At 51.8% G+C, this 14,239-nt stretch carries 8 protein-coding genes and 1 pseudogene; 5 read left to right on the forward strand and 4 right to left on the reverse strand.

What is annotated here, in order from left to right; all coding sequences use genetic code 11:
• Positions 1 to 489 precede the first annotated feature (489 nt).
• Entirely contained in the window at positions 490 to 2,151 is a 1,662-nt protein-coding gene (locus tag EYC87_RS16240) for a WD40/YVTN/BNR-like repeat-containing protein (RefSeq protein ID WP_279253790.1), read from the forward strand.
• 139 nt (positions 2,152 to 2,290) lie between these two features.
• On the opposite strand, the gene EYC87_RS16245 is transcribed toward EYC87_RS16240, so the two are convergent.
• Positions 2,291 to 4,180: a carboxylesterase/lipase family protein gene (locus tag EYC87_RS16245; protein ID WP_279253791.1), complete on the reverse strand. Its 1,890-nt coding sequence runs from the start codon at positions 4,178 to 4,180 to the stop codon at positions 2,291 to 2,293.
• A 43-nt stretch (positions 4,181 to 4,223) separates the two neighbouring features.
• Positions 4,224 to 6,392: a TonB-dependent receptor gene (locus tag EYC87_RS16250; protein WP_279253792.1), complete on the reverse strand. Its 2,169-nt coding sequence runs from the start codon at positions 6,390 to 6,392 to the stop codon at positions 4,224 to 4,226.
• Between the two features lie 262 nt (positions 6,393 to 6,654).
• Between EYC87_RS16250 and EYC87_RS16255 the strand changes: the two genes are divergently transcribed.
• The gene (locus tag EYC87_RS16255; protein WP_279253793.1) at positions 6,655 to 7,035 is read left to right on the forward strand and encodes a hypothetical protein; all 381 of its coding nucleotides are present in this window, start codon (positions 6,655 to 6,657) and stop codon (positions 7,033 to 7,035) included.
• A 12-nt stretch (positions 7,036 to 7,047) separates the two neighbouring features.
• Positions 7,048 to 7,809: pseudogene (gene araC / locus EYC87_RS16260) on the forward strand (arabinose operon transcriptional regulator AraC); the annotation flags it as partial.
• Positions 7,810 to 7,891: 82 nt separating this feature from the next.
• On the opposite strand, the gene EYC87_RS16265 reads toward araC, so the two are convergent.
• Positions 7,892 to 8,812: a metal-dependent hydrolase gene (locus tag EYC87_RS16265; protein WP_279253794.1), complete on the reverse strand. Its 921-nt coding sequence runs from the start codon at positions 8,810 to 8,812 to the stop codon at positions 7,892 to 7,894.
• 182 nt (positions 8,813 to 8,994) lie between these two features.
• On the opposite strand from EYC87_RS16265, the gene EYC87_RS16270 reads away from it, so the two are divergent.
• On the forward strand, positions 8,995 to 9,981 hold the full coding sequence (locus EYC87_RS16270; protein WP_279253795.1) for an AraC family transcriptional regulator: 987 nt from the start codon (positions 8,995 to 8,997) through the stop codon (positions 9,979 to 9,981).
• Between the two features lie 827 nt (positions 9,982 to 10,808).
• Entirely contained in the window at positions 10,809 to 12,929 is a 2,121-nt protein-coding gene (locus EYC87_RS16275; RefSeq protein ID WP_279253796.1) for a PQQ-dependent dehydrogenase, methanol/ethanol family, read from the forward strand.
• Positions 12,930 to 13,126: 197 nt separating this feature from the next.
• On the opposite strand, the gene EYC87_RS16280 is transcribed toward EYC87_RS16275, so the two are convergent.
• Complete coding sequence (locus EYC87_RS16280) at positions 13,127 to 14,176, reverse strand: MBL fold metallo-hydrolase (RefSeq protein ID WP_279253797.1); 1,050 nt, start codon at positions 14,174 to 14,176, stop codon at positions 13,127 to 13,129.
• Positions 14,177 to 14,239 lie beyond the last annotated feature (63 nt).

A 14,239-nucleotide genomic window follows, 5' to 3' on the forward strand; every position in this document is an offset into this window, starting at 1 on the left:
AAACTGGTGTAACTGTACGGGAACCGCATAAAAAGTCTAATCAAGAGAAAATTGAGGATATCAAGCCTACGGCCAATCAAAAGCAACAGTGCGACAAGCAGTATCGGCTAACAAATCTTTGACATTCACGCCTAAAATTTTCTGTAGTGCCAGCAATGACAAGATGCCATAAGCAGCAAGTACTGTCACGCTATGGATGTTTGTGATAGTCAAAGCTTTGGCAAGCGCATTTACCCCAGTATTCAGCTAGTGCTCCGCTTACGGAGACAGCTTTCAAATTCAGGAGCACAGAAATAGGTTTAGCGATTAACGCGTTTGGCGCTGCGCCAGATAATCACTGCTTTTATCAGACAGAAAGATAGAAGCGAAACAATCACTAATTGCGCCATGGCTGCCGCTGGCCCTGTGAATACTTAAGGTACGGACTTATTATTTCGTCGACGCTTGCACATTCAGTCTTGGTAAAAGTCGAAAATTCTACTACGCTCTATGACTATCGATCGCCCACGCATGATGCGCTTAATGGATTATATGCCTGTGTATACCTCCCGAATGTTGAAAACTATTGCAGTTATGCTCTTGACCCTGGTCACTAGTTCTATGGCCCTGGCAGGGTGGGTAGCGGTGGGAGCCAAGGGTACTATTCTCAATAGTTCGGATGGCATCACTTGGTTGGAGGCGGATAGCGACACCACCGAGACTCTTCGTGGCGTAGACTTTGATGGCGTTGATACCTGGGCAGCATCTGGACAGTCCGGCACCGTTGTCAGAAGCAACGACGCTCAAAACTGGATGCAACAGATTAGCGGCAACGATGACGCGCTCTGGAGCACCGTTTTCGAGGGCGGACAGTGGATTGTATCCGGAGGACGAGGGCGTATTCTTACCAGCCCGGACGGGATCGCATGGACTTCGGTCAATAGCAACTTCTCATTCACGCTCTTCGATATCGCCTACAACCAAAACAACCTTTATGCGATTGCCGGTGACCTGGGAATCGCCACGACTGTTTTAACCAGCCCTGACGCCACTACCTGGACTCAGAAACCACCACAACCCAATAATGCAGAGGGCCTTTACGGCATAACCTACGACAACACGATCTGGATTGCAGTAGGCGACAAGGGAAAAATTCTCACCACCAGTGATCCCGATTCGAGGTCGTGGACAGAACAACCCAGTGGCACCGATACAGATCTGCGGGACATCGTCTACAACGGCACAGATCTTTACATTGTTGTTGGTCGTGAAGGCGCTATCCTGACTAGCCCCGACGCAGTGGCCTGGACGCCAACAAGTAGTGGAACCACATTCGATCTTTTTGGCGTCGCTTATGATGGTTCCGGTCAATACATCGCAGTAGGCGACGAGGGCACAATACTCACAAGCCCAGACGGATTTAGTTGGTCGATAAAAGAAAGCCCTACCTTCCGATTTCTTTACGATGTCGCATCGGGCAAGCTCCCGCAAACGATTAATTTTCCGGCGCAAAGCGCTCTTTTTCAGAACTTTTCCGCCTCAGGCTCTTACTCCCTGAGCCCTGAGGCAACTGCTTCTTCCGGCTTGCCAGTGACCTACACAACGCTAACGCCAGGCGTTTGCTCAATCATCGACACAACCGTCACAATGATTTCGTTGGGGGAATGCCAGATCGAAGCATCTCAGCCAGGAGACAGCACATATTTACCTGCTGAGCCCGTCACGCAGTCTATCTTGCATATTTCGACACCAAGCCCCGGCGTACCGACTAAGCCGGGATTACTATTCGATCCCCAGGATTCAGAGCTCTTTTCGGCGGGCACGGCCTTCGTGCTGTCACCCGCAGCAACCACCACTCAAACGCCGGTTGATCCTCAACCGGTGATCGTTTACGTATCGAGCACTCCATCGGTGTGTACGATTCCATTTCAGGGAAGTCTCGAGGTAACCATGCTCACCCTTGGAGACTGCACTATCATAGCGGCGTCCGCCCCGAACAGCCTTTACTCTATTGGTGGACCCGTGGCTGGCACGGTCAATATATACAAGCTTGCAATCCCTGCTGTACCGGTTCCGACGCTGCCGCAGCCGCTGCTGTGGTTGCTTGGCGCGCTCGCCGCCGCAGTCGCGGCATCGAAGCTTCGTAGAGGTACACAAAAATTAAGTGCTTGAGGAGTCAGGGTGAATCGCTGGTAAGACCAGACTGAGCAGGAGGTAATATCGGATCGAATTCTGTGTCGTTTTTAGGTATTCATTCGCCGATATTGCCACTATCAACGCGTTTGGTTGGCAGCTTCAATTTTTCAGTCCACTACAACAGGCTGCTAAACATCGCGTCTTCGCAAGGGCTGCCACCGAGCGCTTCAAATTCCTCAAGGTTCCAGTACCGGGTGTCTTTGAGCAGACAGTCATACATCTGACTGTGTAGCTCTTGACTGGGAAACCGGGTGTCGTTAAGCAAACGTTGATGAAGAACCGCAAGGGTAATTACCTTACTCGTCATGCGAATACCGCCGTCGTTCTCATCATCAAGAATAATGTATTTTTCACCAGCGGCTGATTCATTCGACCAGGCTCGCCATTCATGCAAGGTGCCGCTGCGACCGCGACCCGGTGAACTGGAGTAGGCAAATTCTGCCCAGTAAGAAGACATACTTTCAGACAGTAAATCGCGACCCGGAATATTGTTCTCATCGAACATCAGGTTGTTCATAAAGCTGTCGTCAAACATACCGAACACAAAGGGGATTTCAGAGGCATGAGCTGCACCCATTAACTCCTGCATATCGGAGCCCGCAATGGTGGGCAGTTCGTCCCAGTCGAAACGATAAGCGTAGACGGATTCGTTCTGTCTATTGCTCATAGCAATCGCTACTTCATCGACGCCCAGCGCTTTTATAGTGTCATTGATATAACTGGTGTAGGCCTGGTGGTGGTCCTTGTCTTTTATCCGGGGGAATAAACCAAACCTGGTTTCCACAAAGGTGTCATCCATCGCCGCCAGCATTTTAAATTCATCGCGAGTACTGCCCAATATGATGGGCACAGCATTATAGTCAGCGCTGTCGGAAAACAACTGAATCAGTTCTCGCGAAGGAATCACCGCACCATCGGCCAATAACTGCGGCACATTAGACAGCCCTAACTCGCCACTGAAATCATAAATGTTCAACAAATCATCGGCACTTTTGCCACGCAAGTAGTCACTTATTGCCGCGCTACTCATGGCTCCTTGATAGTCAGTTGCCTCCACCCGGTTAGCGACCAGACCATCGGCGACCAGAAAGCTGTTCACAACTTCTCGACTACTGTTTTTGTCGCCCGGTTGGGCACTTGCTGCATAATTCTGTGCGGCGCTCAGCGGCGTGGTCTTTGTGGTGATACCACTTTGCACAATGGCCTTGTGGAAAAGCCCCTCTGCCAGTGGTGAGGCCAGTAGCACAAAAGTATTCATGCCACCGGCGGACTCTCCAAACAAGGTCACATTATCCGGGTTACCGCCGAAAGCCTCGATGTTGCCCTGCACCCACTGTAGCGCTCGTATGCTGTCGAGGTTGCCGTAATTGCCAGATTGATCCTCAACAGAGCCACCTCTGTTTAGCGCAGGATGGGAAAACCAGCCAAAAGGGCCAAGACGATAATTAAAATTGACAACAATGACACGGTGGGTGTTCGCCAACTGTGTACCGGAATATTTAAACTGGTTGGCATAACCCACCATGTTACCGCCGCCATGCACATACACCATCACTGGTAGACGCTGATCGCCCTTGGGCACCGCTTCGGGTGCATAGGCCGGGGCGAAGATATTCAGTTTGAGGCAATCCTCTGAACCGATCGGCTTACCCCACTCGCTGGGAGGACGGCTCTCCATTTGCGAGCCAAACTGCTTGCAGAAGTCCCCTGCCTGGAGCGCCTGGTAAGTACCCTCCCAGGACTGCGGCGGCAGCGGCGCGCGCCAGCGCAACTCGTTAACAGGTGGCTGTGCATAGGGAATACCCATCCAGGTGTGAGCGCTATTTTGATCAACAAACCCGACCACTTCGCCATACGCCGTAATACGTTTGGTGGCGTTGTCGGCCACCTGCCGGCTTTGACCGTAGTCTTCTCCGGTGTGGTAGAGCTGATAGCCGAAGTACCCAATGGGCAGCGCGAGCAAGACGATGCCCACCAGTAATACTTTGATGATCTTGCCTAACATTGCAGGGCCCTGTAGGTGGAAAGCTTAATGTTAGCGCTGCGCGCTACCAGCTATAACCGGCGCGCACGCCGTAGGTTAGTGGGGCTGCAAACCCGGCAGTGGCGATGCCAATGTTAGAGAGGGACACCATCACCTCTTCGTCGGTGAGATTTTTGCCATAGGCAGAGACAAACCAGTTCCCCTGCGGTGAAGTGTACATCAGGTTGAGATCTACTTTTGTATAGGCTTCTTGTTCGCTGACATCTTCATTCCTGAACGTGAGGTAGTGGTCATCCACAAAATATACCAGGCCACCCGCTGCCACACTGCCCTTGTCTCCCAGATTCCACTCATGCCGATAGCCCACAGTTGCTGTCCAGCCGGGCGCTTTATTCAATTCGTTACCCGACCAATCGTTAGTTACGTCATTGATTGGGTCATACAATTCGAAGTCAGTGAATTCGGAATGAAGGTAGGAAAGTTGCAAGCTAAAGTGATCATAGGCGGTAGCTAGATACTGCGTTGAAAGCTCGGCGCCATAGATATCGGCAGCACCGGCATTACGGGTAACCGAGCCCTGAGCGCCTCCGGGAAGACCCGCCAGCGGCTCGGTCTGTGTAACCTGAAAATCTTCGTAATCATAGTAGAATGCTGCCACGTTCAGTTGTAGTCGGTTGTCCATAAACTCGTTTTTGGAACCCACCTCCCAGGACAGTACCGTTTCTTCGTCATAATCGTTGGGGGCTATGCCATCAAAATAACCGCCAGCTTTATAGCCGGTTCCAACGGAAACGTAGAGCATGGAATCTTGGGTCACAAACCAGTCCAGGCCCAGCTTCCAGTCAGTGGAATCCCAATCCTCATCGGCAATATTGGGAACCTCCTGGAGTATTAAATCGAACTCCGTGATACCAACTATACTGCGACCGGTACGTGCCTTCTCATCCTGGTTGTAGCGCAGGCCTGCAGAAAAGCGCAAGTTTTCGGCAAAGCTGTAATCTATCTGACCAAAAACAGCCGTCGATGTTGCTTCCACTTCCGGTTGATCAAAGGTCAAATCGCCTTTGGGTAAAGGGGCCGGGAAGATCTCCAATAGATCGGCCAATATGAAAAATATATCCTGCTCTTCTTTGAAGTAGTAAGCACCCCCTATCCACTGCAGCGCACCCCCACCGTTGGAAGCGAATCGTAATTCATGGGTAAGCTGCTCCATGGAATTGTCGACCGCAAGCGAAGCTCCCAACAGTGCGCTCTGTCCCGCCGCCGCGCCGCCTGCCGAATACTCGGTTTCGCGCGACGCCGCCATATAGGTCAGGGTCGCGAAATCCAGATCCCAGTTCAACTCGAATTTGATGCCTTTGTCTTCTATGTCACTGTAGCCAGAGGCAGTGGTCTCAACAGTGAATACGGCATCCGTCGGTACGTCACGCTGATAAGGCGGTGCGCCTTCTTTGCTGAGGGAATCAACGCTGAGCAGCATAGAGAGATTCTCTGTAGGCTGATAAAGCCCGTGCAGGCGGAAGCCCTGATCATCTGCCGAGTCTCCTTCGCTAAGAGACTCACCAGTTTCAAAGTGGACTGCGTCGTAGTAACCCTCTCTGTCATCGGTGAAAAAAGCCGCTCGCATCTGAAATTGTTCGGATATCGGCACATTGAGCATGCCCTGGGTATAGACGCGGTCATAATTACCTACGTTGAGTTCAAGGCTCGCAGAAAACTCTTCCTCTGGTTTGTTGGTAATGACGTTGATACTGCCGGCGGTGGCATTACGACCATAAAGCGTGCCTTGAGGTCCGTTCAGTACCTCCACACGCTCCAAGTCATAAAAAATGGCCCCGGCAGCTATCGGGCGCCCCAAATAAATGCCATCGACATGAAAGGCCACGGCCGGATCACCCGCTTCTACGTTATTGGTGCTGTTAATGCCGCGTATGGCAATTTCGACATTGGAGCCAGCTTTAGCAATATGCAGATTGGGCACTCTGCCATTGAGATCCGCGGCATCGGTTACTACGCCATTGGCGAGAATTTCTCCGGTAAACGCTGTAATGGCGATAGGTGTTTCCTGGACCGAGGTGCTGCGCTTTTGCGCCGTGACAATAATTTCTTCCAGTGCCAGTTCTGTGTCTGGCGGCAGTCTTACCTCTTGCGCTAATGATAAAGCCGGGGAGATTAAAACAAAGACGGTTGTGGCTATAGCGGCAGTCAGCAGGCGTGGTTGGGATACAGTCATTTAAGACACCTTAGTCATTATCAAACTTCTGGGCTAACTGTATACCGACAAACTGTTAAAGCATATGGATCAAAAACCCAATATATGGACTATCCTCTTATTTTATTTTATCTGCTGGGCGCTATTAATAAATCATTAAACGCCAGGCCAATATTGCGTGAAAAAACTGGAAAAATAGACTATTAAACAACTATAGTGCGGTTATACCAGCCGATAATTGTAGCAAAATAGTAATATCAAAATTAGAAAACATGGATATTTAATGACTAGCACTCCCATAATTCGGCACGCTAATATCGCCTGGAAGGTGTTTCGAGGGCAGCCCATCACACTCGCTGCACTTAAGGAATCGATGCTGAGGATGTCCGGCGATCATCACGGAAACCTTACTGAGCGCACTGGGCAGCTGTATTTTGAGCAGGTGGCCGCAGGTGGTTTTTCTTCACAGCCCGCGGTCCCAGCTTTAATCAAAAAATGGAAAAACCTGTTCGAGCCCGTCTTGCGCCTGTCAGAAAATGAAGCACTGCGCTTTTTGATCGATGCAGGCAAGTGCCTCGAACTAATGGACGACTTATTTACAGATCATTCACTGTCCGCTGTAACGAAAATGGTCCGGGGTGCCAGCAATGACATCGCTACCTAAAGACCTGCCGGAAAACTCCGCGGCTGGAGCCTGAACTTGTCAGTGAGTGGCACAGGCCATTACAACTGTATCCGTCGCGAACTGTTTGCAGAGCCCGGAGACATGGTATTGCTATCACCAGATGCCATGTACGACTACCGACGGGCGCAACACGCTTCCCACTGGACCCACGACTGGGTTTATTTTCAACCCGACTCGAGAATACTGGACTGGCTGAACTGGCCCGAGGTTGGCCCACATATCTATCACCTGAAAGCGCCAGACGCCGACTACCCCGCTATCAAGGCTCTGTTTGAAAGTACCCTGGACTTCGATCCCCTGGCAGACAGCCGTTCAGAGGCGCTGTTACTTAATATTATCGAACAAATTTTTATCCGTTGCGCACGCTTTTCTGCGCCCGCGGGCAACGACCCTACCGATAGCCGAATAACAAACGCTATGAACTACATAAATAGCAATTTGGAAAAGTCGCTCACCGTAGAAGACATTGCCCAGCATGTTCAACTTTCCAAAACCCGGCTCTCTTCCATGTTCAAGGCGAGAACGGGGAGCACGCTCATCAGTTGGCGCGAAGAGCGACGTATTGCCAAGGCATCGCGCCTGCTGACACGAACCACTCTACAGATACAGGAAATTTCAAAGCAAATCGGCTACGAAGACCCCCTTTACTTTTCTCGCACTTTTTCCCGATTGGTGGGCTGCAGCCCACGGATATACCGCCAGAGTCGACAGGCGACAGTTAATCAATTCGACAATGCAATACTAAAAAGTTAACTCGTCAGTACCGCCAGACACAAGATTCCGTCAATGAATCCTATTGGCGCACTGGCGATTATGCCACTGCGCCTTGTGGTGTTTATGCAAACTCTATTGCGTCTTCTGAAGCCCACTCCGTTAGTAAATGTCGTGTGTCTTGCTGCCAAGGGTGAAAGCCCTCTGTATAGAATTCTTTATAGGGCTGGAGGCCTCCACTGAAGGCGCCTTGTTTTCCGAAGAGCCCCGCCAGACCTTTAAACCAGAGCTTAAGATTGAATAGCTTGCCGTCTTTGCGCAATATATAAATCAGGGCGCGCGTCAATTCCAGGGCAATTAAAAATGTCGCGCGGCGCATTACGAATATGCGCAATTTCTCAGTGCCACCCACAGCAAGGAAAACATCAAACGCGACAGACTTGTGTTCCATCTCTTCCGCCGCATGCCAGCGCCACAATTCGCGCATTGATGAGTGCGCTTTGTCCATAACCGAGTCCGAGCTCAATAAAAGCTCAGAGAGAACAGCAGTGAAGTGCTCAATCGCCACGGTAATCGCCAGGTTCTGTATGGGGGAGAGATTTTTCTGGGCCCACGCTAGCCGACGTGTCAGCTTCCCTTCAAGTTTTTGAAGGTCATAACCGCGTGCCGCGCAAAGTGTCTCATTATAAATCTGGTGCTCACGACGGTGAAAACCCTCCTGACCGCAGAAACCTCGAACGTGTTCCTGCAGTACCGGGTCAGTAATGTCTTGTCGATAGTGACGCACGCTGTCGATGAAAAATTTCTCGCCTGCCGGAAAAGTAATCGACATACCGTTAAATACGGCAGTGAGAAATGCATTGTCATCCAACCAATCTTGTTGCAGCGCCGCAGCAATATCGTGAGACCGATTGCGCGGCTTGATCTCTACCCCGGACGGCGTGCTTGCCTGTTTTGTTGTCGACGTGGCACCGACAGTTTCAGGTATGGAGGCGTCCACCGCCGAATCGGTTTGGGTATTTAACGTTTGTAACGTAGCAGGCATTGCTCAACTCCTGTGGCATTTTCAAAAATGTGATGATGTAGCCGTGAATAAAGAGTGGCTATCCTAGTTGACAGATCGAGCTTAAAGGGAGTTATATACCGTCATTGTTTGGGTTAATTACCGTCAAATATAGGGTTATATACGGTCATTTGTCAGGTTAAATACCGTCATGGGGACAGCAAATGCATGCTTATTACATTTCGACCTTGCTACAGGTTCTGGATTCCCTGGGCGTATCACGCGAGCAGTTGATGCGCGGTACCGGCGTTGCAGATCAGGAACCGCTGACAGCGATGAGCCTGACCGCGCAGCAGCTGGATACGGCGTGTACTAAAGCGCTGACCTTGTCACAGGATCCAGAGTTAGGATTGAAGTTCGGCAGCCGAATCAGTATTGCCTCACAGGGAATATTTGGCTACGCCTTGATGACTAGTGAGACTATCGGTGATGCGCTCAAGCTGCTGGTGCGATACAACCGAGTCATACTGCCAAGCATTGGAATTGAAATACACCGAGGGGAGAGTGAACTGGAGCTTTGGGTCAAAGCGGCCCATTTGCCGCAGGCTCTGCAGCGCTTCTATACCGAGGTGCTATATGCTGCGATTATCAACAGCGGCAGTATTTTGCTGGGTCGTCAAACCGCGATAATTAATCTGCAGCTTAACTATGCTCCCCCATCAGATCTGCAGCTCTATCATACGATCTTTGGTCCTGATGTCCGTTTTAATGCAGTGCGTAGCGCAATGTTCTTCGATTACGCGAGCCTTGATTCTGCAATCTCCACCTCCAACCCTATAGCGCGGGATATTTTTCGGCGGGAGTGCGATCGACTCATATCGCGTGGGTCTGAGGGCGGCATGGTTAGCGAGCGTGTTCAGCAAATACTATTGCAGGCGGGTTCTGAGTTTCCAACCAGTGCGAAGGTCGCCGCATTACTTCATATGAGTGAAAGCACATTGCAGCGTCATCTGACGAGGGAAGGTCACCGCTATCAGCAGTTGCTAGATCAGGTTCGATATCGACTGGCACTGGAATATCTAAACGGCACTACCCTGCCCGTCGCAGAAATCGCTAGCCTCCTTGGCTTCAGCGATGCGACAAACTTTCGCCGTTCTTTTAAGCGCTGGTCAAATTCTACGCCTTCTGCCGTTCGCACCGCGGGCGCTTAAGCGCTGGCAGTCTCAAGGGTTACAGTGATGCCGCGCTGGACCAACATTTCACAAACTCCACTTGCACCATCAGCAGGATCAGGAGAGAGATTCACTCTTAACAGGCTGTTTGTGTATCCTATAATTAGAAATCCTACTAGCTTAAAAGTCGGTATGAGCAAAGGAGCAATGCAGTGCTTCCCGCCTAACAATTCATGGCTACGGACACCACTCTTTACCTGGAGTTAAAATTTGAGCCGTGAATCAAAAATTTATATTTAAAATAATAATCCTACAGCTATATTTGCGATATCCGATGGGTGATTCCAGCGGGTTTATTGCCGGCTATCTGGCTTAATATCTCCCTGGAAAGGGAACCATGCTAAAGTTGGTGATATCCCCAGATAAAATACATTTGGCCAGCAGTGGCATTTGCTTTGATAAACTTAGTAATTCGCGTCCGGTACTGCTCTTCTCCGGATACGCCTCATTTTACCCCAGAGGGCAACTTCTCGTCGTAAGGGGCAACGATCTCGTTTTGCAGCATGATCGCAGCTATCGACGGGGTATTGCCAAGTTAAGATCGCGCGGGCAGACAGCTACTGCTTGTTTTAAGCAGGCGCGCTGCCACTTTCAGCGAAAGTGTCGATCCTGCGATCACCCTATAAAACTCTAGAACGCTGCCCATCTGCCTTATGATCAGGCTTGAAGTCCAGTTTTTGACACAGTTTCTTGCCATGAGTGCGAGCCGTATCCCGGCAAAGGATAATTCAGCGACTGGAGTGTCCGTTCGCTGTACGCTACAGTCACCCTAATACAATAAAATAAAGCCTCAGAGGGAAAAGCCAGTGCCATCCATTCTTCGAGTCAACCAACATCTGCTCACGGCTGCCATGGTCCTGGTCGTTTCCTGCACTGTATTTGCCGGCGACAAGGGTCCTGCGGACGTCGATGCCCAGCGCCTGCTCAACGCTGACAACGAGCCCGGAGCCTGGATGTCCTATGGACGCGACTATAGCGAACAGCGCTTCAGCCAACTGGACGAAGTCAGTACCAAGACTGTGGACAAACTGGGGCTGGCCTGGAGCTTTGATCTCAATACTAAACGCGGGGTAGAGGCAACTTCCATCGTGGTCGATGGAGTGATGTATACCACTTCTGCCTGGAGCATTGTGCACGCTTTAGATGCTCGCAATGGCAAACTGCTTTGGACTTTTGATCCCGAGGTGGCCAAGGACAAGACCCGGCATGCCTGCTGTGACGCGGTAAACCGCGGCGTTGCCATCTGGAAAGGCCAGGTATTTCTAGGCGCACTGGATGGTCGCCTGATAGCCCTTGACGCTGCCACTGGAAAAACCAACTGGTCTGTCGCTACGGTAGACCCTGAACTCCCCTATACCATTACCGGTGCACCCAGAGTTATCGATGGCAAGGTCCTAATCGGTAACGGTGGTGCGGAATTCGGTGTCCGCGGTTTTCTTGGAGCCTACGATGTAGATAACGGGGAACAGCTCTGGCGCTTTTACACCGTACCGGGCAACCCCGAACTGGGCTTCGAAAACAAGGCGATGGAACTAGCCGCAAAGACCTGGAACGGCAAGTGGTGGGAACTGGGCGGTGGTGGTGGCACCGTCTGGGATGCCATGGCATACGATCCTGAGTTGAATCTACTGTACATCGGCGTAGGCAATGGCACCCCCTGGAACCGCGAAATCCGCTCGCCTGGTGGCGGTGATAATCTGTTTCTGTCATCGATTGTCGCGCTTAAGCCCGATACTGGTGAGTATGTTTGGCACTACCAGACAACACCTGGCGAGTCCTGGGACTACACCGCCACTCAACATATTATTCTCGCCGATATCCCGATCGAGGGGAAAGAGCGCAAAGTGCTGATGCAGGCGCCCAAGAATGGCTTCTTCTACGTGCTCGACCGCACCGATGGCAGCCTTATCAGCGCCAACAATTATATCGACGTGACCTGGGCTACTCACGTTGATATGAAAACCGGCCGACCCGTTGAAGTACCGGGCGCACGTTACGAAGAAAAACCATTCGTTATTACCCCTTCCTATCTCGGTGGGCACAACTGGCATCCCATGTCCTACAACCCCGACACGGGGCTGGTGTACATTCCAGTGTTAGACTTCCCCGCGGCTTATGGTCAACCCGAAGAATTTAAGTATCGCAGTGACAGTGCCAACCTGGGAATCGATGGCATTGTTGGCAGTCTTCCCGATGATGCCGCTGAGCGCGCAGCTTATGGAGCCGCGGTCAAAGGCCGCCTGCTGGCATGGGACCCGCGCACGAATAGCGAAGCCTGGCGAGTAGAACACAAGGGCACCTGGAACGGCGGCACGCTTAGCACCGCGGGGGGGCTCGTCTTCCAGGGAACCGCAGACGGTAACTTCGTCGCTTTTCGCGCCGACAATGGCGAACGCCTGTGGGAGTTTCCGGCACAAACTGGCATCGTTGCGCCAGCAATGACCTATGAAGTCGATGGCGAGCAATACGTCTCAGTGGCAGTCGGCTGGGGTGGCGCTTTTGCCCTGGTATTTGGCGAATTTGTGCAGGCTGAGAGCCTGCCGAATGTCAGCCGTGTACTCACGTTTAAACTGGGCGCAGACGGCAGTTTGCCCGCAGTTCCCTGGAAGCCCAGTGTGGACTTCAACCCACCAGAGCAAACAGCAGACGATGGCGAGATACGCCAAGGGTTTGCTCTGTACCAGGACATTTGCATGGGTTGTCATGGGCTAAATGCAGTATCGGGCCTACTAATTCCGGATCTGCGAGGGTCAGGCTATCTGCATCAAGCCTCGGCCTGGAACAAAGTTGTACGAGAGGGAATGTTGAGTGAGCAGGGCATGCCTGGACTAGGTGAAATCGTCAATCAAGAAGAAGCTGAAGCTATTCGCGCGTACGTAATCCAGCAAGCCTGGCGCGGAAAACAGCTGCAGGCAAGTAGCCCGTAATCGCGACGGTGCCTCTAGCGGCCTGCCTCTGACTGGTGAGTTCGACTGCCACTCTTGCCCGGCTGGACATCAGCTGCAATAGATTTCTGCAGCGAATCGATGCCGTTGGCAGGTATTTAGCCACGGGTTTAGCTTTTCAGATGGTTCATTATCACTACCCGGTTTCGCCCGTTGAGCTGACAGTATCCTGAGCGGGCTTAGAATTCGCGTGTTTCCCCTACGCTCAATACCCAAGCCCCCGTGACACCAAGCTCAGTGTCTGCGGCTGCATTCCTGAAGCGCCGCGGGGGCTCCGCCAGGGGTTCGTCGGAAAGGTCAAAGGTACCAAAATGTATGGCTAACGCGGTCTCGGCACGCAAGTCCTGTGCAGCAAGAACCGCCTCCTCCGGATTCATGTGCGACTCGCGCATCATCGCCCGCGGCTCGTAAGCGCCTATGGGAACCGCCGCCAGATCAAATGGCCCAAGCTTGCGTCCGATTTCCTCAAAACCGGAAAAATAGCCGGTATCGCCGGCGAAGTAGAAACGCCGTCGCTCTCCGGTCACCGCCCAAGAAGACCATAGTGCCTTGTGGTCATCGGTCAAACTGCGTTTACTCCAGTGCTGCGCAGGCAGGCAATGCACGGTAGCGCCCTTGTAGCGGGCAGTCTGTCCCCAGTCGAGTTCTTGTACGTTAGTGATCCCTTGGTTACGTAAAAGATCACCGTTGCCAAGAGGCACAAAAAATACGGTATCGGGACCGCGCCTGGCCAAAGAACGCAGTGTTGGTAGATCCAGATGGTCGTAGTGGTTGTGAGAAATCAACACAAAATCAATGGGCGGCAGATCCTCCAACGCAAGACCAGGCTTTACAAAACGCCCAGGACCTATTAGCGGTATAGGACTGGGGCGGTTTGACCAGATAGGGTCGGTTAAGAAGGTGACATGCTCGACCTGAACCAGCAATGTGGCATGCCCGACCCAGGTCACGGTGGGTTTGCTGTGACGAGCATTCTCCCTCAGGAAAGCCCCGTCATTAGGTATCCGCTGCGGCGCGTCCTTACCACTGCGAAAATAAGTTCCAAAACGGCGCAGCATGAAAGGAAAGCGCGTGCCGAGTGTTCCGTGACTCAGATCACCCGCCAGATTGGTAAAGCGTCCATCATCATCACGCGGCGCCCCACTGAACAGCTCGCCTGGCGCACCACCCAACAAACTGATCGGCAACAGCGTCAATGACAACAAAAAAACAATAATATAACGGCGCATATGGCAGTCTCGGTCAGTACGTTCGGCTATGGCTTAATGGGGTATAAAGCAGCACACACTGCA

The sequence above is a fragment of the Candidatus Seongchinamella marina genome, assembly GCF_026262685.1.
Taxonomy (GTDB): domain Bacteria; phylum Pseudomonadota; class Gammaproteobacteria; order Pseudomonadales; family Halieaceae; genus Halioglobus; species Halioglobus marinus.

Bases quoted from the DNA above. Each gene is read 5' to 3' on its own strand.
- EYC87_RS16240 (WP_279253790.1), top strand. From the start codon at position 490: ATGACTATCGATCGCCCACGCATGATGCGCTTAATGGATTATATGCCT.
- EYC87_RS16270 (WP_279253795.1), top strand. From the start codon at position 8,995: ATGCATGCTTATTACATTTCGACCTTGCTACAGGTTCTGGATTCCCTG.
- EYC87_RS16250 (WP_279253792.1), bottom strand. From the start codon at position 6,392: ATGACTGTATCCCAACCACGCCTGCTGACTGCCGCTATAGCCACAACC.
- EYC87_RS16245 (WP_279253791.1), bottom strand. From the start codon at position 4,180: ATGTTAGGCAAGATCATCAAAGTATTACTGGTGGGCATCGTCTTGCTC.
- EYC87_RS16280 (WP_279253797.1), bottom strand. From the start codon at position 14,176: ATGCGCCGTTATATTATTGTTTTTTTGTTGTCATTGACGCTGTTGCCG.
- EYC87_RS16255 (WP_279253793.1), top strand. From the start codon at position 6,655: ATGACTAGCACTCCCATAATTCGGCACGCTAATATCGCCTGGAAGGTG.
- EYC87_RS16265 (WP_279253794.1), bottom strand. From the start codon at position 8,812: ATGCCTGCTACGTTACAAACGTTAAATACCCAAACCGATTCGGCGGTG.